Genomic DNA, 19904 nt, shown 5'->3' with positions numbered 1-19904 from the left:
CTCAGATGTCGCGGAAGATCTCGATGGTCGCGCCGAGGGCGTTGAGGCGCTCGGCGAGGTCCTCGTAGCCACGATTGATGACGTAGACGTTGCGCAGCACCGACGTGCCGTTGGCGGCGAGCATCGCGAGGAGCACGACGACCCCGGGCCGCAGCGCCGGCGGGCACATGACCTCGGCCGGGCGCCACTTGGCGGTCGGACCGGTGATCATGACGCGGTGCGGGTCGAGGAGCTGCACCTGCGCGCCGACCTTGGTCAGCTCGGTGAGGTAGATCGCCCGGTTCTCGTAGACCCAGTCGTGGATCATCGTCGTGCCCTCGGCGCACGCCGCGATGAGCGCGAAGAACGGCAGGTTGTCGATGTTGAGGCCGGGGAAGGGCATGGGCGCGATCTTGTCGATCGGCGCGGTGAGCGTGCTCGGCAGGATGGTGATGTCCGCGAGGCGCGTGTGCCCGTTCTTGGCGAGGTACTCCTCGGTGATCTCGTACTGCAGGCCCATGCCGTCGAGGACGGCGAGCTCGACCTCGAGGAACTCGATCGGCGCGCGCTCGATGGTGATCGAGGACTCCGTGACGACCGCGGCGGCGATGAGGCTCATCGCCTCGATCGGGTCCTCGCTGGGGGAGTAGTCGACGTCCACGTCGATCGACTCGCGACCGGTGACCTTGAGCGTCGTCGTGCCGATGCCCTCGATGGTCACGCCGAGCTTCTGCAGGAAGAAGCAGACGTCCTGGACCATGTAGTTGGACGAGGCGTTGCGGATGACCGTCGTGCCCGGGTGCAGGGCCGCGGCGAACAGGACGTTCTCGGTGACCGTGTCACCTCGCTCGGTGAGGACGATGGGCTTGTCGGGGCGCGTGGTCCTGTCGACCTTCGCCTCGTAGAAGCCGTGCGTGGCCGCGACATCGAGACCGAACGACTGCAGCGTGGTGAGGTGCGGCTCGACGGTGCGGGTCCCGAGGTCGCAGCCACCGGCATACGGCAGGGAGAACGCCTCGAACTGGTGGAGCAGCGGACCGAGGAACATGATGACGGTCCGCGTGCGACGGGCGGCGGCGACGTCGATGCCGTCGAGGTCGAGGACGGCCGGGGGGATGATCTCGAGGTCGCTCGTGCCCTCGATCCAGCGCACCTTGACGCCCATCGAGGTGAGCACCTCGATGATGCGGTTGACCTCCTCGATGCGGGCGAGGTTGCGCAGCGTCGTGCGGCCCTTGTTGAGCATCGCGGCGCAGAGCAGGCCGACGGCGGCGTTCTTGCTCGTCTTGACGGGGATGGACCCGGAGAGCTTGGCGCCACCGACGATCCGCAGGTGCTGGGGGCCGCTGTGGCCGAGGGAGACGAACTCGCTGCCAAGGGTCTCGCCGACCCGGGCGAGCATCTCGAGGCTGAGGTTCTGACGGCCCTGCTCGATGCGCGCGACGGCGCTCTGGCTCGTGCCGAGCTTGTCGGCGAGCTCGTTCTGGGTGAGGCCCTGGTGTCGCCGGGCGTCCCGGATGAGGGTCCCGATTCGAGTGAGGTAGCTGGACTCAGTCATGCGATCCAGCGTATGTCACATATGAGATATTGCAAGCTGCACGGCGCGGCCCACGTGTCGCCACGCACGGGGCGGGGCGGACGGCATACGGCCCGAGGCACGTATGCCGTCCGCTCGGCTCACTCGCGAACGCTGGCTGCGCCGGGCGGCAGGAAACGCTGCCCGACGACCTTCTCGGAGATACCCTCGCGGTCGAGCAGCGGGGTGATCCCGCCGTTCCAGAACTGGAAGCCGGCACCGGTGATGAGGGCCAGGTCGATGTCCATCGGGGCCTGCGCGACGCCCTCCTCGAGCATCAGCGCCACCTCCTCGGCGAGGACGGAGAGGACCCGCTCGCGCACCTGCGCCACGTCCAGCTCGACCGGGTGCTCTGGGGCGATGTGGGCCGCCTCGAGCTCGGGGTCGACGACGAACCTGCCGTCGACCTGCTGGTAGTAGCCGCGCTTGCCGAGCTCGACCATCTTCCTGAGGTTCGGCGAGACGTGGAAGCGGTCGCCGAACGCCCGGTGCAGCGTCTCGCTGTTGTGCAGCGCGATCGCGGGGCCGACCAGCCCGAGCAGGACGAACGGCGGCATCGGTGCGAGGCCGGCCACCGCCTTCTCCGCCACGGGGACGGGCGTGCCCTCGTCGACGATCCGGCTGAACTCGCCCATGAAGCGACCGAGCAGGCGGTTGACGATGAAGGAGGGGCTGTCCTTGACGAGGATCGTCGTCTTCCTCAGGCCCTTGCCGGTGGCAAAGGCCGTCGCCAGCGAGGCGTCGTCGGTCCTGTCGCCGCGGATGATCTCGAGCAGCGGCATGACGGCGACCGGGTTGAAGAAGTGCAGGCCCACGACCCGCTCGGGGTGCCGCAGGTCCGCGGCCATCTCGGTGATCGACAGGGAGCTCGTGTTGGAGGCGAGGACGCACTCGGGCGAGACCACGGCCTCGACCTCGGCCCAGACCTGCTTCTTGACCGACATCTCCTCGAAGACCGCCTCGACGACGAGGTCGGCGTCGGCGAAGCCGTCCTTGGACGTCGAGCCCGTCACGAGCCCGGTGAGGTGGTTGGCCCGGTCGCGACCGATCTTGCCGGCCTCGAGGGACGTCGCGATCTCGCCGTGCACCCAGCCGACACCCTTGGCGACGCGCTCCTCGTCGAGGTCGGTCATGACGACCGGCACCTTGAGGTTGCGGGCGAAGAGCAGGGCGAGCTGGCTGGCCATGAGGCCGGCCCCGACGATGCCGACCTTGGTGACCTTGCGGGCGAGCGCCTTGTCCGGCGCTCCTGCCGGGCGCTTGGCCCGCTTCTGCACGAGGTCGAACGCATAGAGCCCGGCCCGCAGCTCGTCACGCATGAGAAGGTCCGCCAGCGCCTCGTCCTCGGCGGCGAAGGCCGCGTCCCGGTCGGCGGTGCGCGCGGCCGAGACGAGCTCGATCGCGCGGAGGGCGCCGGGGGAGCGTCCGGCCGTCTTGGTCAGGACGAGCCTGGTCGCGGCCTGTGTGGCCGCGTCCCACTCCGACTCGTCGCGCGAGACCTGGGCACGCTCGACGGGCGTCTCACCGGAGACCACCCGGGCGGCCCAGGCGATCGACTCCTCGAGGAAGTCGGCCGGCTCGAGGAGCGCGTCCGCGATCCCGAGCTTCGCGGCAGCCGAGCCGGAGAGCATCTTGTTGGTGTTCATCGGGTTCTCGATGATGACCTTGAGCGCGTTCGCCGGGCCGACGAGGTTCGGCAGCAGGTAGCAGCCGCCCCAGCCCGGCACGAGGCCCAGGAACGTCTCCGGCAGCGCGATCGCCGGCACGCCGGCGCTGATGGTGCGGTAGTCGCACGAGAGGGCCAGCTCCACGCCGCCCCCCATCGCCGCACCGTTGACGAACGCGAACGTCGGGACCGGCAGGTCCATGACCGCCGCGAACGCAGCGTGGCCGGCCCGGGCGATCTCGAGGGCCTGCTCGCGGCTGCTCACGGTGGGGACGCCGGAGAGGTCGGCGCCGACGGCGAAGATGAACGGCTTGCCGGTGATGGCCACGGCCACGATCTCCCCGGCCTCGGCGCGGGAGCGCAGGGTCTCGACGACACCGGCGAGCGCCCCGATGCCCTCGGGGCCGAAGGTGTTGGGCCGGGTGTGGTCGTGGCCGTTGTCGAGCGTGACGAGGGCGAGGATGCCGCCCCCACCGGGGAGCGCGACGTCCTGCACGAGGGCGCGGGTGACGACCTCGCCTCGGGCGGCGGTCTCGGGTCGGGCGGTGGTGGTCGTGGTGTCGGTCATGTCAGGCCACCTCGTCGTCGTCGCGGGCATAGTCGGCGTGGTGCGGGTTCTCCCAGATGACCGAACCGCCCATGCCGATGCCGATGCACATGGCGGTGACGCCGTAGCGGACCTCGGGGTGCTCCTCGAACTGGCGGGCGAGCTGGGTCATGAGGCGCACGCCCGAGGAGGCGAGCGGGTGGCCGGTCGCGATGGCGCCGCCGTACTCGTTGACGCGCGGGTCGTCGTCGGCGATGCCGAAGTGGTCGAGGAAGGCGAGCACCTGCACGGCGAACGCCTCGTTGAGCTCGAAGAGGCCGATGTCCTCGATCGTCAGGCCCGCCTTGGCCAGGGCCTTCTCGGTCGCGGGGACCGGGCCGATGCCCATGACCTCGGGCTCGACGCCGACGAAGCCGAAGGAGACCATCCGCATCTTCACGGGCAGGCCGAGCTCCTCGGCGGCGGTCTCGGAAGCGAGGATGCAGGCGGTCGCACCGTCGTTGAGGCCCGCGGCGTTGCCGGCGGAGACCCCGCCGTGCGGGCGGAACGGCGTCTTGAGGCCGGCGAGCTCCTCCAGCGTGGTGCCCGGGCGCGGCGGCTCGTCCCTGGTCGCGAGGCCGTAACCCCGCTCCGAGTGCCGGGTCGCCATCGGCACGAGGTCCGGCTGGATCTTGCCGGCGTCGTAGGCGGCAGCGAGCTTCGCCTGGCTGCTCACGGCATACGCGTCGGAACGCTCCTTCGTGAGCTGCGGGAAGCGGTCGTGCAGGTTCTCGGCGGTGTTGCCCATCGACAGCGCGGACTGGTCGACGATCTTCTCCGCGAGCAGCCGCGGGTTCGGGTCGATGCCCTCACCCATCGGGTGGCGGCCCATGTGCTCGACCCCACCGGCGATGGCGACGTCGTAGGCACCGAAGCCGATCGAGCTCGCGACGTTGGTCACCGCGGTCATCGCGCCGGCGCACATGCGGTCGACGGAGTAGCCCGGGGTGGTGTTGGGCAGACCCGAGAGCAGGGCGGCGAGGCGTCCGAGGGTGAGGCCCTGGTCGCCGATCTGCGTGGTGGCCGCGATGGCGACCTCCTCGACGCGGTCCTTGGGGAGCTGGGGGTTGCGCCTGAGCAGCTCGCGGATGCAGCGGATGACGAGGTCGTCGGCGCGGGTCTGGGCGTACATGCCCTTCTCTCCGGCTTTGCCGAACGGTGTGCGCACGCCGTCGACGAAGACGACCTCATTCAGGGTGCGGGGCACGGGGGGCCTCTCTGGTCGGAGGGGGTGGTGCCCGTCAGGCTACTAAGCGAGCGCTCACCTGCGTATGCCGTCCGGTCGTGAGAGCCGTCACCCCCCACCGACCTGTTGCCCAGTACGGTCAGGCGGCAGGGGCCTTCGGTCGACCGGGCGTGACCGTACTGGGCAACAAGTCCAGGGTCAGGCGGGGTCGGGGTGCGAGGTGAAGGCCTTCGCCAGCAGGGGCGCGACGACGTCGGCCTGCCACTGGCGGACCCCATGCTCGCGCAGCGCCTGCCCGAAGCCCTCCTCGTCGCGCTCGACCGGCGGGCGCCAGACGACCCGGCGCAGGGGGTCGGGGGAGCAGACGTTCTCGACGGGGATGCGGTGCTGCTCGGCGAACGCCGTGAGGTCGGCCCGCACCTCGGTCAGGCGGGCGGCGGCGACGGGGTCCTTGTCGGCCCACGAGCGAGCCGGCGGCGGTCCGTCGGAGCGGACGGTTCGCGGCGGCAGGTCTGCCTCGTCGAGGGCCATGGCGCGCTTGACGGCACCCACCCACTGCCGGCCGTAGCGGGCGATGGCTCGGTGACCGCGCGGCAGGTCGTCGGTGGACGTCGGCGACTCCGTGGCGATCGCGATGAGCCCGGCGTCCGGGAGGATCCGGCCCGGTGACGTGTCGCGGTCCTGCGCGATGTCGTCACGGGCGTACCAGAGCTCGCGCACGACGGCGACGCCGCGACGGCTGCGGATGGTGTTGAGGCCACTCGTGCGGCGCCACGGGTCGACCCGCTCGGTCGGCTCCCAGTGCAGCAGCGCCTCGAACTCCTGGCGCGCCCACTCGGACTTGTCCTGCATGGCGAGGTCGACGCCCATGAGGTTGCGCAGCTCGGTGAGGACCTCGACGTCGAGGGCGGCGTAGCGCAGCCACGGCTCCGGGAGCGGGCGGGTCGACCAGTCGACCGCCGAGTGCTCCTTGGCCAGCGCCAGGCCGAGGTAGTGCTCCACCACGGCGGCGAGGCCGACGCGGGGGAGCCCGAGCAGCCGGGCGGCGAGCTCGGTGTCGAAGAGCTGGCGCGGGCGCAGGCCCACCTCGGCGAGGCAGGCGAGGTCCTGGGTCGCGGCGTGCAGGATCCACTCGGCGCGGCCGATGGCCTCGTCGAGCGGTGACAGGTCGGGGCAGGCGATGGGGTCGATGAGCCACGTCCCCGAGCCCTCGCGGCGCACCTGCACGAGGTAGGCGCGCTGGCCGTAGCGGTAGCCCGAGGCGCGTTCGGCGTCGACCGCGACCGGTCCCTCGCCGGCGGCGATCGCCGCGGCCGCCTCGATGAGGCCTCGCTCGGTCTCGACGACGAGCGGGACGCCGTCGGCCGGCTCGTCCAGGGGTACGGTCGCAGGCGGCTGGGGTTCGTCGGTGGGCTCCGACATCCCCGACGCGTCCGGACCGGAGGGCTCGACGACCTGGGGGTCGTCGGCGGCGTGGGCGTCGGCAGGAGGGACGGTGGTGGGGCCGGTCATGTCACCGCCGCGGTCCCGGCAGCGCCACCACGCCTTCGGGCAGGGGCGGCAGCCCAGCGATGGTGCAGAGCAGGTCCGACCACGCGAGCAGGTGCTCTCCTGCGTCGGGGCCGATCGGCGTCCAGGACGCGCGCACCTCCATCTCGACGCTCGCGGGGCGGTCGGAGAGCGCAGCGAAGCTCTGGCTCACGACCCGGGTGACCGTGCCGGCCTCGGCGCTCGCGTGCACGCCGCGCAGGGCGAGGGCGTCCATGAGCCACGACCAGCCCACCTCACCGAGCAGCGGGTCGGAGGCCAGCTCGGGCTCGAGCTCGGCGCGCGCGAAGGTCACCGCGCGCCACTCGCCGCCCCACGGCTCGGGCGCCGACGGGTCGTGCAGGAGGACGAAGCGACCGGAGGCGAGCTCCTCGTCGTCACCGGCCGCGCCGAGCACATCGGCGGTGAGGGCGACGGCATACGGCGCGATGCGTTGCGGGGCCGGCACCTCGGTGATCCGGACCTCGGGACGCAGCCTGGCGTGCCGGAGGGCCTCGAGGGCCGCGGTGAACTCCGGGGACTCGCGGCCGGGAAGGGAGCGTGTTGCCACCCCGAGAGCGTATGCCGGTCGGCTGGGTCCGCGGGTGAGGCCACGCCGACCGGCCTCCGCCCGCGCCTAGGCTGCCGACATGCTCGCCGTCCTCGCCCTGGCCTCCTCGGCGGTGTGGGGCACCTCCGACTTCTTCGGCGGCCTCGTGGCCAAGCGGCTGCCGGCGATCGCCGTCGTCGGCTCGACCCAGGCGATCGCCTTCGTCGTCCTCAGCGTCATCGTCCTCGTACGGGCGGCGCAGGGTCATCCGCCGGAGTGGGGGGAGTGGGTCGGGTGGGCCATGCTCGCCGGGGTGACGGGTGCCTCCGGCCTCGTCGCGTTCTACACCGCGCTGGCCAGCGGGACGATGGGCGTCGTCGCGCCGATCGCCTCCATGGGTGTCCTCGTCCCCGTGGCCCTCGGCGTGGCGACGGGCGAGGCCCCGTCGCCGTGGGTGTGGCTGGGCATCGTGATCGCCGTCGTGGGCATCGTCCTCGCCTCCGGGCCGGAGCTCTCCGGTGACGTGTCGCCGCGGCCCGTCCTGCTGGCGGGGGTCGCGGCGGCGTGCTTCGGCATGGCGCTCTTCGCGCTCGACCGCGGGGCCCGCGACTCGTTGCTCATGACGCTGTGGGGGATGCGCTGCACCTCGGTGGCGATCTTCGTGGTCGTGGCGCTCGTCCTCCGCTCGGTCGGGGGCATCCGGGCGCGCGACCTCGTGGCCCTCGCGCTCATCGGGTGCGCCGACCTGCTGGCCAACGCCCTGTTCGCGACGGCGTCCTCGCGGGGTCAGGTGAGCATCGCGGCCGTGCTGGGGTCGCTCTACCCGGTCGCGACGATCCTGCTCGCCCGCGTCGTCCTCGCGGAGCGGCTGCGGACCATCCAGGTGGCCGGGGTCGCCTGCGCCCTGCTCGGCGCCGCCGTCATCTCCCTCTGAGGACCCGCCGAACCGCCGCCCGGCAAGCCGCCCCCGCCGCGGATGAGAGGATCGCGCGGTGATCGCCGACAGCCCGCTCGTCCTCGCCGCCACCCGCCAGCCGGTGCCGCACACCCCCGTGTGGTTCATGCGGCAGGCCGGCCGCTCCCTGCCCGAGTACCGCGAGCTGCGGGAGGGCACGGCCATGCTCGAGGCCTGCCGCACGCCCGACCTCGTCACCGAGATCACGATGCAGCCGGTCCGGCGGCACAAGGTCGATGCCGCGATCTTCTTCTCGGACATCGTCGTGCCGCTGGCCGCGGTCGGCGTCGACGTGGACATCGTGCCGGGCACCGGTCCCGTCGTGCCGGCACCGTTCCGCACGCGGGCCGACCTCGACCGCCTGCCGGACCTCACTCCCGACGCCGTCCCGGACATCACCGAGTCGGTGAGCCGCCTCGTCGCCGAGCTCGGCGCGACCCCGCTCATCGGCTTCGCCGGCGCGCCGTTCACGCTCGCGTCCTACCTCGTGGAGGGCGGTCCGTCACGCACGCACGAGCACACCAAGGCGCTGATGCACGGCGACCCGCAGCTGTGGAACGACCTCTGTGAGCGGCTCGCCCAGATCTCCGGCGCCTTCCTGCGCGTCCAGGCCGAGGCCGGCGCCAGTGCGGTCCAGCTCTTCGACTCCTGGGTGGGCGCGCTGTCCCGCACCGACTACGTCACGCACGTCCAGCGCCACTCCGCCGCCGCGCTGGCCGCGGTCGACGGGCTCGGCGTGCCGCGCATCCACTTCGGTGTGGGGACCGGCGAGCTGCTCGACCTCATGGGCGAGGCCGGCGCCGACGTCGTCGGGGTCGACTTCCGCGTCTCGCTTCCGGACGCCGTGAGCCGGCTCGGGGACGCGTATGCCGTCCAGGGCAACCTCGACCCGGCCCTCCTCGGCGCCCCGTGGGAGGTCGTCGAGGCCAAGGTCCGCTCGATCCTCGACGAGGGACGTGCCGCTCCGGGCCACATCTTCAACCTCGGTCACGGCGTCCCACCGCACACCGACCCCGACGTCCTCACCCGGATCGTCGAGGTCGTGCACGAGCACTCAGCCCGCTGACGGCGGCGGCCCGACCGGGCGGGCTAGCGCCGGCACCGCACCAACCCGACGGCGGCGCCACCACACCATCACGGGGATACCGACGAGCGCCCCGGCGAGGGCGAACGGCAGGACGGCGCCGAGCGCCGTGGCCAGGACCGACAGCGATGTGAGGAAGGCCGACCAGCCCGACCGCAGGCCGGCGAGGAACCCACCGGCCGTCACCGGCTCGAAGTCGTCGGTGGAGAGCGAGATGGAGATCGGCGACATCGCCACCGAGTCCTTGAGGTTCGCGAGCTGCGCGGTGAGCGCGTCGAGCTCGGCCTGGCGTCGCGAGAGCTCGTTCTCGAGCGCGACGAGGTCGCTGATGCTCTTCGCCGTGGCGAGCAGCTCGCGGATGCGGCCGACGCTCTCGGTGAGGGACTTCACCCGGGCCTCGGTGTCGACGTAGGTCGCTGTCACGTCCTCGCTGGAGCTCGACCGGAACTGCACGTCCCCGACCTTCTCGATCAGCCCGATCGTCGACTCCAGGGAGCTCGCCGGCACGGTGATCGTGATGGACCCGGACGTGTCCGGCCCCGCGCCCATCGACGCGTAGAGCTCCTCGGACAGGACCGACCCGCCCTGGCTGGTGGCGATGGCGCGGATCCGCTCCGCGGAGCCGCGGAGGGAGTCGACCTTGAGCTGGAGGCTGGCGCGCCGCACGAGCTTGTCGCCGGCTCCTGCCCGGACGGCGTCGGGGGCGACCTCGCCCTTGGCGTCACCCACCACGCCGGCTCGGTCGCCGTCGGCCGGCTGGGGAGCGACCTCGGACTGGTCGACCCCGCTGGAGCCTCCGGTGGCGCTGCCGGAGTCCTCCGACCCGCCGGAGCAGGCGGCGAGGCTGCCGAGACCGAGGAGGGCCACGAGGAACAGCGTGGCGAGGCGCCGCCGTGGTGCGGACCGGGGAAGGACCGAGGGGCTCATGGTGCTCTCCACTTCTCGGGGCTGGCCCCGGCTGCTGCGGGTGGTGGGTTGTCGTTGCTCGGACGTCGCCGGACGGGTCCGCGGTTCCCCCGGGCGGGTCACAACTTGGCGTCGGCCGGTGAGAGAGTGACGAGGTGACGCAGGACAACCGCCCAGAGCCCACCGTGGTCGTCGTGGGCGGTGGTCTCGCCGGCCTGACCGCCGCTCGTGACGTGCTCGTCGCCGAGCCGCGGATCCGGGTCGTCGTCCTCGACGCCGCCGACCAGGTGGGCGGCAAGCTGCGGCGGGCCGCGGTGGGCGGTCACCTCGTCGACGTCGGCGCCGAGGCCGTCCTCGCTCTGCGTCCCGAGGCCACCGCGCTGATGGCCGAGCTCGCCGACCCGACCGACGTCGTCACCCCCACGACCACCTCGGCCCGGGTGTGGTCGCGCGGCGCCCTGCACGCGCTGCCGCGCACCCGTGTGGGCGTCCCGTTCGCCGACTCCGTCGTCGCCGGGCTGCTCACCGAGGCCGAGGAGCGGCGGATGCGCGACGAGACCCCCGCGGCGGACGTCGGAGACGACGTCTCCGTCGGCGACTACGTCGCCGCCCGCCTCGGCGACGCGGTCGTCGAGCGGCTCGTCGAGCCGATGCTCGGCGGGGTGTATGCCGGTCATGCCCGCCTGTTGTCCCTGCGTTCGACGATGCCCGGCGTGTGGGAGGTCGCGAGCCGCGGCGGGTCGCTCCTCGAGCCCCCCGCGGTTCTGGTCGAGTCGGCTGCCGCCGGACCGCGGCCGCCGTTCGCGGGTCTCGTCGGGGGAGTGGGCCGGCTCGCCGACCTGCTGGCCGAGGACGTCGAGCGTCGAGGCGGCCGCATCGAGGTCGGTGTGACCGTGCGTGGCCTGGAGCGCACCCCGACCGGCTGGTCGGTGCTCACCGGCCCGACGACAGACCCCCGCCTCGTCGAGGCCGACGCGGTCGTCGTGGCCGTGCCACCCCCGGCCGCTGCGCGACTGCTCACGCCCGTGGCGCCGGACGCGGGAGCGGCGCTCGGCGAGGTCGAGATGGCCTCGGTCGCCGTCATCACGCTCGCCGTGCCGCGCTCCCAGGTCGAGGGCTGGGACGGCTCGGGGTTCCTCGTCCCGCCGGTCGACGGCCGGGGCATCAAGGCGAGCACCTTCAACTCCGCCAAGTGGGGGTGGCTGGCTGCGGAAGGCGGCGAGACGGCATACGTCAGGGCGTCGGTCGGGCGAGCGGGGGAGACCGCGTCGCTGCAACGGGACGACGCCGACCTCGTCGAGCTGGCGAAGCGCGAGATCGCGGAGGCGGTCGGCGCTGCACCGCTGACGGTCGTCGACAGCCACGTGCAGCGGTGGGGAGGTGGGCTCCCGCAGTACACCGTTGGTCACCATGCGCGGGTGGCCCGCGTGGCCCGTGCCCTCACGGCGGTGCCCGGCCTCGAGGTGGCCGGTGCCGCCTACCAGGGCATCGGGATTCCCGCCGTCATCGCGTCGGCGCACGCCGCGGCGGAGGCGACGACGACCCACCTGAGGGCGGTCCGGCGGCACGCGGGAGAATGACCGCATGAGCACCCCCACCGGTCGTCCCGCCCCGACCAAGCCCACCCCCGCCAAGATGCGCGAGATCAACGAGACGATCCGCTACACGATGTGGTCGGTGTTCGAGGTGACCGAACCGCTCGGTGCCGACGACCGGGCGGCGATGACCGCCGAGGTCGAGGAGCTCGTCGCCGAGCTCGAGTCGGGCGACGTCGTCGTGCGCGGCTTCTACGACGTGGCGGGGCTGCGCGGTGACGCCGACCTCATGGTGTGGTGGCACGCCGAGCGCATCGAGGACCTCCAGGACGCCTACCACCGGCTGCTGCGCACGTCGTTCGGCGCCCACCTGTCGTCGGTGTGGTCCAACGCGGCGCTGCACCGGCCGGCGGAGTTCAACAAGAGCCACGTCCCGGCGTTCCTCGCCGGTGAGGAGCCGCGCGACTACGTCTGCGTCTACCCGTTCGTGCGGTCCTACGAGTGGTACCTCCTCGAGGACGACGAGCGTCGCGACATGCTGCGTGAGCACGGCCAGATGGCCCGCGAGTTCCCCGACGTGCGCGCCAACACGATCTCGTCGTTCGCCCTGGGTGACTACGAGTGGATCCTCGCGTTCGAGGCCGACGAGCTGCACCGGATCGTCGACCTCATGCGCGAGCTGCGACCGTCCCGCGCCCGGCTGCACGTGCGCGAGGAGGTCCCCTTCTTCACCGGCCCCCGGGTCGACGTCGCCGACCTCATCGCCCGCCAGCGCTGACCCGCCCCCGCCCCCCCTTTTTCCGCCTGATCGCGGAAGGTGGCCCTTCCCCCGGGATCGTTCCCGGGGTGAAGGGTCAGCTTCCGGGGTGGAGGTCGCCCGCTCGGCGCGCGTCCACAGCCAACCTGCAGGACCGGGCTCGTCCACAGCCGCTGCAACCGGCTGTCGTCAGGCACGCGTCGACGCCGGAGGCTGCGGCTCATGGCATGCCTCGATCCCAACCTGCTCGCTCTCGCTGAGGGCCAGTGCGGCCTGTTCACCACCCGACAGGCACGCGACGTCGGCGTCGTCGCCAAGGCCTTGAGGGAACACGTCACCTCGAAGCGGATCGTGCGTCTCGCTCGAGGCCTGTATGCCGTGTCGCCGCCTCGGCCGCAGTCGTCCGAGGCACGTCACCAGTCCCTCGCGCGGGGAGCGCACCTCCTCTACGACGACGCCGTCCTCACCGGTGTCACGGCCGTCCTCGCGCACGGGCTACCGGTGTGGAACTGCCCGTTGGGCCGACCGGACCTGCTGCGGCCCATCCACCGTCAGGTCGGCGTCAGGCCCTACCGGGTGCGCCCGCGCCGAGGCGGACAGGTGGACTCGCCCTGGGGTCCCACGGTTCCGCTGGCGCAGGCTCTCGTCCAGCTGTGCCTCGACCACGGGATCGTGCAAGGGGTGGTGTCCGCCGATGCTGCGCTGCACGCGGGGCGTGTCACGCTCGCAGAGCTGACGGCAGCCGTCGAGGCCGTCCGGACCTGGCCGAAGTCGAACCGCCCCCGCGCGATGCTCGAGTTCGTCGACCCGTCGTGCGAGTCCGTGGCGGAGAGCTGAGCCCGCGTCGAGTTCACCACTCACGGCATACGCGTCCGGTCGCAGGTGAACGTCTGCAGACGGGACGGATCGGTCATCGGACGCGCCGACTTCATCGTCGAGGACACCGATGTGGTCGTCGAGGTCGACGGCAGGGTGAAGTACGCCACCGGCGATCCTGGGGTCCTCTGGGCGGAGAAGCGGCGAGAGGACGACATGCGGGCCGAGGGGAAGGTCGTCGTCCGGGTGACGTGGGCCGACCTGGAGACGCCCGGTCGGGCCTCGGCGAAGGTGCAGCGGGCCCTGCCGCGCGCCCTCGAGTCACCGTCACCCCCGGAACATGACCCTTCCCCCGGGAAATGATCCCGGAGGAAGGGTTAGTTTCCGTGATGAGGCGGGAAACGGGAGGCGGGTCGGTCAGGCGTCGGCCGGGCGCAGCGTCATCGCGATGCTGTTCATGCAGTAGCGCTGGTCGGTCGGCGTCTCGTAGCCCTCGCCCTCGAAGACGTGGCCGAGGTGGCTGCCGCAGGACGCGCAGCGGACCTCGGTGCGGGGGCGACCCGGCAGCGAGGCGTCCTCGAGCAGCTCCACCGACTCGCCGGCGAGCGGGCTGTAGAAGGACGGCCAGCCGCAGTGGCTGTCGAACTTCGTCGTGGACGTGAACAGCTCCGCACCACAGGCGCGGCACGAGTAGACGCCCTCGGTCTTGGTGTCGGTGTACTCGCCGGCGTAGGGACGCTCGGTGCCGGCCTGGCGGAGCACGGCGTACTCCTCCGGGGTCAGCTCGGCGCGCCACTCCTCGTCGGACTTGGTGACGGCATACGTGCGGTTGGTGGGCTCCATGACAAGAGGTAACCACGAGACCCCCGGGAAGGTTCCCGGGGGTCTCGTGTCATGCGGTCAGGCCGGTCCTCAGCGCGGTCCGCGCCCTTCGACCGACAGCCCGATGAGCAGCGGGTCGTGGTCCGAGGACGAGAACGGCGTCGCGGCGAAGAAGTCCGTGATGTTGTAGTTGCGACGCGAGTACTGCATCGCGACGGACTCGTCACCGTTGATGTCCCAGACGCCGGCGCCGGTCACCATCTTGAGCGCCTTGGCGTTGGCGAACCCGTGGTCGAGGGAGCCGAGGCGCCCGTCGAACTGGTAGCTGGCCGAGCCCTCGTCGAACGTCTTGGCCAGGTTGGTGTAGCCGGCCGCCTCGATGATGCGGATCGGGTCCTCCATGGAGTAGGCGTTGAAGTCACCCACCAGGAAGATCGCCTCGTCGGCGAACTGGGTGTTCGCCCACGTCGTCAGCGCCGTGGCCTGAGCGATGCGCGAGGGGTTGGCGTTACCCTGGCCAGTGCCGTCGTTGACGCCCGAACCCTTGGACTTGAAGTGGTTGGCGATGACGACGAAGGGGCTGCCGGCGTTGAGCGCCTTGAACTTCTGTGCCAGCGGGTAGCGCGCGTTGGCGAACGCTCCGTCGAGCAGGATCTGCGAGGCCTCGAGCGGCATCACCCGGTCCGTGCGGTAGATGAACGCCGTGCGGATGACGTCCTCGTTGCTCGGCGTGACGGTCGGCGACGCGACGTAGGCCCACTGCCCGCCATCGGCGTTGAGCGCCGTGACGAGGGTGGCGAGCGCCTTGTCGCGCGGCTGGCCCGGCAGGTAGCTGATTGCCGCGGAGTTCTCGATCTCCTCGAGGGAGATGACGTCCGCCCCGAGACCGTTGATCGCCGTGACGATCTTGGTCTCCTGGTCCTCGAACGCCTCGGGGGTCCACGCACCGCGGACCTCGCAGAAGTCCGTGGTGACGGGAGTGCCGTCGCGGTCGGCGAAATAGCGGCAGTTCTTGTAGGTGTCCTCGGTCGCACCCAGGTCCGGGAAGTAGTTGAGGACGTTGAAGGTGGCGAGCTTGAGGTTGCCACCGACAGCCGGAGCGGTGAGCTCGCGGTCGTTCTCGGTGCTCACCGGGTCGTCCGAGTCGGTGGCGCCGACGACGTGCCCGGTGGGCTGGTAGTTCCACTGGAACCGGTAGTCGAGGATGACCGGCTTGGTGAAGCTCACCTGGGAGCCGGTGCGCATCGGCTCCGCCTGCGAGAGGTAGGGCAGCGGCGAGTCCTGCGCCGTCTGGTTGGTGACGTAGTTCCAGCTGGAGCCGTCGTCGAGGGTGATGTACTTCTTCTTGTTCTCAGCCTCGTATGCCGTCGCAGCGGCTCCCGGGAGGACGACGTCTGTTGCGGTGTAGAGCGGCTGGTCACCGACGGCGAGGCCGACCTGGCCGAACTGGTTCAGCTGGAAGTTGTTCGTGATCGTGTAGGTGCCCTCGGGCTGCACGAGCATGCCCTCGTACTGCTCCTTGTCGGCGTCCGTGACCGGGACCGTAACCAGCGGCGTCGGCGCCACCGGCGCGCAGTCGGTCGCTGCCGCCAGGGTCGCGTCGCCCAGCTGGGTCTGCATGCCGAACTCGGAGACGGTCGCGGTGACCGTGTAGCACTCACCGATCTGGACGTCGGCCGCGCGGAAGACGAAGAGGCCGTCCGAGGCGCCGGGGGTGGCGTCGGTGGTGCCACCCGTTCCAGGCGTCTGCAGGTAGGCCCCGTTGAAGCCGCCGGTCGGGTACACGGCCGTGACGACGCCCGTCGTCTCGACCTGCTTGCCGACCATGGGGGAGGCGGGACCGGTGCCCTGGATCTCGGCGATCGTCGCCTTGGTGACGACCGGGGTCGGGTCAGGGTCGGGGTCGGTCCCGCCGCCCGAAGTGGTCTGGGGCGTTGGGGCGCCGGTGGCGAAGTCGGCCGCGTTGTTGTCCGTGTCCACGAACGAGTTCTTGCGCGCCACGGAGGTCGAGTTGGTCGTCGCCGGAGCGGGAGCACCCTCAGACGGCGTGGCGGTGGGGCCCCAGGCGAGCAGGTCCACGACCAGGTTCGAGGAGTTCACCAGCTCCACGCGGCCGGTCGTGCCGGACATCGGGATGCTCCCGGTGGCATTCGGTGTGGGGAGCGCGGTGGTACCGCCGTTGCCCTTGGCCTCCTGCACAAGATAGAGGCCGTTCGCTGCCACCGATCCGGTGAGCGGCGTGGTCTGTGCCGAGGTGCCAGTGCTGGAGTAGTACTTCACCGACCATCCATCGAGCGACAGCGAGCCGGACGTCTTGTTCGACAGCTCGATGAAGTCATGGGTGTAGGTGGCGCCGGAGTTGCCGCCACCGCCGTAGACCTCGGAGATGAGCACGGTGTCGGACACCGCGTTGGCAGGAGCGGCCGCGACCAGGGCGGTGGCCCCGGCGAGCGGCAGGGCGACGAACGGCGCAGCGATGGCAGCGCACGTCCGACGGGAGATCACGGACATGGGGGACCCTTCGGGGGCTCAGGGGAGTGAACACGCCGACGGTAAGCGGTGAAGGGGGTCCGCGTCTGCACCCCAAGGTATGCAATCGGCAAAGAGTGCATGACTAGTCTTCGAAGCATGGCGTCCTCCACGACGATCGAGCTCGACGGACCCGACGGACCCCGCGAGGTCCGGCTCTCGAGCCCCGACCGGCTGATGTGGCCGGGAGACGGGATCACCAAGGGTGACCTCGCGGCATACGTCGCCGCGGTCGGCGAGCCGCTGGTGCGGGCGATCGGGGACCGGCCGGTCACCCTGCAACGCTTTCCCGAGGGGATCGACGGCGAGGAGTTCTACCAGAAGAACCCGCCCAAGGGCATGCCCGAGTGGATCCGGACGGTGTCGTGCCGCTACCCGTCCGGGCGGCGCCACGACCAGCTCGTCGTCGACGAGGTCGCCGCCGCCGTCTGGGCCGTCCAGATGAACACCGTCACCTTCCACCCCTGGCCGGTGCGCACCGCCGACAACGACAACCCCGACGAGCTGCGCATCGACCTCGACCCTCAGCCCGGGCGCACCTTCGACGACGCCGTCGAGGCGGCGGTCGCGCTGCGCGAGCTGATGTCCGAGCTCGGGCTGACGGCCTGGGCCAAGACCTCGGGCAACCGCGGGGTCCACGTCTTCGCCCGGGTGACCCCGACCCACGAGTTCCTCGACGTGCGCCACGGCGTCATCGGCATCGCCCGCGAGCTCGAGCGACGCCTGCCCGACCTCGTCACCACCTCGTGGTGGAAGGAGGAGCGCGGCGAGCGCGTGTTCGTCGACTTCAACCAGGCCTGCCGCGACCGCACCATCGCCTCGGCCTACAGCCCCCGGCCGCTGCCCGGCGCCCCCGTGTCGATGCCGGTGTCGTGGGAGGAACTGGTCACAATCGCTCCTGCCGACTTCACCGTCCTCACGGTGCCGGAGATCGTCGCCGACCGCGGTGACGCCTGGGAGGGCATGAGCGAGACCGTCGCCGACATCCAGCCGGCCCTCGCGCTCTGGGACGCCGACGTCGAGCGAGGGCTCGGTGAGCTGAACTTCCCTCCGGACTACCCCAAGATGCCGGGGGAGCCGCCGCGCGTGCAGCCGAGCAAGCGGCGCGCCGACCGCGCCGACGAGGACTACATGCGACCCAAGGCCGAGCGTGACGCCGAGGAGCGCGAGCAGTGGGGTATGCCGGTCGTGCCGCCGGTCGCTCCGATGCTCGCCAAGCCGAGCAAGAAGCTCGTCGAGGGAGAGGTGAGCTACGAGCCGAAGTGGGACGGCTTCCGCTCGATCATCTACCGGTCGGGGGACCGGGTCGAGATCGGCAGCCGCAACGAGAAGCCGATGACCCGCTACTTCCCGGACGTCGTCGAGGCCGTCCTCGCGAACTTCCCCGACAAGTGCGTCGTCGACGGCGAGATCATCGTCGTACGGCCCGGGGAGGACCGGCTGGACTTCGACCTGCTCCAGCAGCGGATTCATCCGGCGGCGAGCCGGGTGAAGAAGCTGGCCGGCGAGACCCCGGCGAGCTTCGTGGCGTTCGACCTGCTGGCCCTTGGCGAACGCGACCTCATGGGCGAGCCGTTCGCGGTCCGGCGGGCCGAGCTCGAGAAGGCCTTCGCCGACGTCAAGGCGCCGGTCCACCTCACGGCTGCGACGCGCGACGTCGAGCAGGCCCGCAGATGGTTCGAGCAGTTCGAGGGGGCCGGGCTCGACGGGGTCATGGTCAAGCCGCTCGACGGGACCTACGAGCCCGACAAGCGCACGATGCACAAGTTCAAGCACGAGCGCACGGCCGACTGCGTCGTCGCGGGCTACCGCACCCACAAGAGCGGGGACGACCTCGTCGGCTCGCTCCTGCTCGGCCTCTACGACGACGAGGGGACGCTCGCGAGCGTCGGCGTCATCGGCGCGTTCCCGATGGCCCGCCGCAGGGAGCTGTTCGAGGAGCTGCAGCCCCTTGTCACCGACTTCGACGACCACCCCTGGGCGTGGGCGAAGCAGGAGGAGGGCACGCGCACGCCGCAGAACGCCGCCGGCTCCCGGTGGGCGGCAGGCAAGGACCTCTCGTTCACGCCGCTGCGGCCCGAGCGGGTCGTGGAGGTGCGCTACGACCACATGGAGGGCGTGCGCTTCCGGCACACCGCCCAGTTCGTGCGCTGGCGCACCGACCGGGAGCCGGAGTCCTGCACCTACTCGCAGCTGGAGGAGCCGGTCTCCTACGACCTCGCCGACGTGCTCGATGCCTGAGGCGTCCGGCCTGCGCCGGGCGACCCTGGCCGCCGCCGTGGTGGCCTCGACCACGACGCTGGCGAGCGCGGCCGGCTCGCTTGCGGCAGCGGCATACTTCGCGCGTCGCGTGCTCACGCCCGAGCGCGACCGGCCGGACGACACCGAGGTCCTGTCGGTGGGCGACGGCACCGTCGTGCTGTCGGCGACCGCCGAGACCGTGGTGCCGGGACGCTACGGGCTGTGGCTCGACGGAGGCCGGGGGCACGTGCGCCTCGGCGACCTCGTCGACACCGACGTCGCCGAGGGCACGGTCGAGCGCGAGGTGCTCGGCGTGGACGCCGGGGACCTGCGACCGGGCGGAGCCCGCTTCGACGGCTGGTTCCACTGCGGCACGCCCGACACCGCGGTGGGACTGGCGACCGAGCACGTGCACGTCGACGGCGAGCTCGGTCGTATGCCGGCCTGGCTCGTCCCGGCGGAGGCCGGCACCGGTTCTCGCTGGGCGGTGCTCGTGCACGGCCGGGGGGCGCAGCGGCAGGAGACGCTCCGTGCCCTGCCGGTCCTGCACGCGGCCGGCTGGACCTCGCTCGTGCCGACCTACCGCAACGACGAGGACGTGCCGCCCGGGCCGGACGGACGCTACAACCTCGGGCTGTCGGAGTGGCGCGACATCGAAGCGGCGGTAGAGCACGCGGTCCGGTCGGGTGCGCAGGAGGTCCTCCTGGTGGGCTGGTCCATGGGTGGGGCGATCGTGCTCCAGTTCCTCGACCGGTCACCGCTCTCGGACGTCGTGTCGCGGGTCGTGCTCGACGGTCCGGTCATCGACTGGGGGGACGTCCTCGCCCACCACGCCCGCCTGCACCGGGTCCCCCGTGGCGTCGGGACGCTCTCGCGCACGATGATGGGGCGCCGCTGGGGCAGGCGCCTCGTCGGCGTGCACGAGTCCGTCGACGTCGCCCGCACCGACTGGGTGCGGCGAGCCGACGAGCTCACCCACCCCGTGCTCCTCATCCACTCCGCCGACGACGAGTTCGTCCCCGTGGGGCCGTCGCGGCAGCTGGCGCAGCACCGCCCCGACCTCCTGACCTACGAGGAGTGGCGGGTCGCGCGGCACTGCAAGGAGTGGAACACCGAGCCCGAGCGCTGGGAGGCCCTCGTGCGCGACTTCGTGGGCGGGTGAGGTCGTTAGGGAATAGGCGCCGCACAG

16 protein-coding genes are annotated in these 19904 nt (G+C 71.7%); 8 read left to right on the top strand and 8 right to left on the bottom strand.

The features are described 5' to 3' along the window. Window position 1: 1 nt before the first annotated feature. The 5 genes from ACOJV9_RS06830 to ACOJV9_RS06810 form a co-directional block, all read right to left on the bottom strand. Complete coding sequence (locus tag ACOJV9_RS06830; protein WP_420184438.1) at window positions 2-1537, bottom strand: helix-turn-helix domain-containing protein; 1536 nt, start codon at window positions 1535-1537, stop codon at window positions 2-4. 119 nt (window positions 1538-1656) lie between these two features. Next, window positions 1657-3789: a 3-hydroxyacyl-CoA dehydrogenase NAD-binding domain-containing protein gene (locus ACOJV9_RS06825; RefSeq protein ID WP_420184437.1), complete on the bottom strand. Its 2133-nt coding sequence runs from the start codon at window positions 3787-3789 to the stop codon at window positions 1657-1659. Between the two features lies 1 nt (window position 3790). Further along, window positions 3791-5014, bottom strand: a complete 1224-nt coding sequence (locus ACOJV9_RS06820; RefSeq protein WP_420184436.1) for a thiolase family protein — start codon at window positions 5012-5014, stop codon at window positions 3791-3793. A 177-nt stretch (window positions 5015-5191) separates the two neighbouring features. Then, window positions 5192-6505, bottom strand: coding sequence for an HRDC domain-containing protein (locus ACOJV9_RS06815; protein ID WP_420184435.1), 1314 nt, complete (start codon window positions 6503-6505; stop codon window positions 5192-5194). 1 nt (window position 6506) lies between these two features. Continuing rightward, the gene (locus ACOJV9_RS06810) at window positions 6507-7091 is read right to left on the bottom strand and encodes a DUF3000 domain-containing protein (protein WP_420184434.1); all 585 of its coding nucleotides are present in this window, start codon (window positions 7089-7091) and stop codon (window positions 6507-6509) included. Between the two features lie 79 nt (window positions 7092-7170). On the opposite strand from ACOJV9_RS06810, the gene ACOJV9_RS06805 reads away from it, so the two are divergent. Beyond that, window positions 7171-8004, top strand: coding sequence for a DMT family transporter (locus ACOJV9_RS06805; protein WP_420184433.1), 834 nt, complete (start codon window positions 7171-7173; stop codon window positions 8002-8004). 58 nt (window positions 8005-8062) lie between these two features. Continuing rightward, window positions 8063-9091 (top strand): uroporphyrinogen decarboxylase, encoded by a 1029-nt coding sequence (hemE, locus tag ACOJV9_RS06800; protein ID WP_420184432.1) that lies wholly within the window; start codon window positions 8063-8065, stop codon window positions 9089-9091. Here the strand turns inward: hemE and ACOJV9_RS06795 are convergent. Next, entirely contained in the window at window positions 9080-10036 is a 957-nt protein-coding gene (locus ACOJV9_RS06795; protein WP_420184431.1) for a DUF4349 domain-containing protein, read from the bottom strand. The two genes, hemE and ACOJV9_RS06795, sit on opposite strands and share 12 nt — an antisense overlap. Before the next feature lie 134 nt (window positions 10037-10170). Here ACOJV9_RS06795 and hemG point away from each other — a divergent pair, with 134 nt between their 5' ends. From hemG to ACOJV9_RS06775, 4 genes are all read left to right on the top strand, one after another. Then, window positions 10171-11595 carry a protoporphyrinogen oxidase gene (gene hemG / locus ACOJV9_RS06790; RefSeq protein WP_420184430.1) on the top strand — a complete coding sequence of 475 codons (1425 nt, stop codon included), beginning with the start codon at window positions 10171-10173 and terminating at the stop codon, window positions 11593-11595. Window positions 11596-11599: 4 nt separating this feature from the next. Further along, complete coding sequence (gene hemQ, locus ACOJV9_RS06785) at window positions 11600-12328, top strand: hydrogen peroxide-dependent heme synthase (protein WP_420184429.1); 729 nt, start codon at window positions 11600-11602, stop codon at window positions 12326-12328. A gap of 201 nt (window positions 12329-12529) precedes the next feature. Further along, entirely contained in the window at window positions 12530-13144 is a 615-nt protein-coding gene (locus ACOJV9_RS06780) for a type IV toxin-antitoxin system AbiEi family antitoxin domain-containing protein (protein WP_420184428.1), read from the top strand. Between the two features lie 45 nt (window positions 13145-13189). Further along, the gene (locus tag ACOJV9_RS06775; RefSeq protein ID WP_420184427.1) at window positions 13190-13486 is read left to right on the top strand and encodes a hypothetical protein; all 297 of its coding nucleotides are present in this window, start codon (window positions 13190-13192) and stop codon (window positions 13484-13486) included. Window positions 13487-13540: 54 nt separating this feature from the next. On the opposite strand, the gene msrB is transcribed toward ACOJV9_RS06775, so the two are convergent. After that, window positions 13541-13966: a peptide-methionine (R)-S-oxide reductase MsrB gene (msrB, locus tag ACOJV9_RS06770; protein WP_420184426.1), complete on the bottom strand. Its 426-nt coding sequence runs from the start codon at window positions 13964-13966 to the stop codon at window positions 13541-13543. A 69-nt stretch (window positions 13967-14035) separates the two neighbouring features. Continuing rightward, on the bottom strand, window positions 14036-16456 hold the full coding sequence (locus ACOJV9_RS06765; RefSeq protein ID WP_420184425.1) for an ExeM/NucH family extracellular endonuclease: 2421 nt from the start codon (window positions 16454-16456) through the stop codon (window positions 14036-14038). A 117-nt stretch (window positions 16457-16573) separates the two neighbouring features. On the opposite strand from ACOJV9_RS06765, the gene ACOJV9_RS06760 reads away from it, so the two are divergent. Beyond that, window positions 16574-18715 (top strand): ATP-dependent DNA ligase, encoded by a 2142-nt coding sequence (locus tag ACOJV9_RS06760; RefSeq protein WP_420184424.1) that lies wholly within the window; start codon window positions 16574-16576, stop codon window positions 18713-18715. Continuing rightward, window positions 18708-19877, top strand: a complete 1170-nt coding sequence (locus tag ACOJV9_RS06755; RefSeq protein WP_420184423.1) for an alpha/beta hydrolase family protein — start codon at window positions 18708-18710, stop codon at window positions 19875-19877. Before ACOJV9_RS06760 ends, ACOJV9_RS06755 begins: the two co-directional genes overlap by 8 nt. The last annotated feature ends 27 nt before the right edge of the window (window positions 19878-19904 follow it).

The organism is Knoellia terrae (assembly GCF_048606435.1).
GTDB classification, from domain to species: domain Bacteria; phylum Actinomycetota; class Actinomycetes; order Actinomycetales; family Dermatophilaceae; genus Knoellia; species Knoellia terrae.
This window is presented reverse-complemented; position numbering and strand designations above follow the sequence as displayed.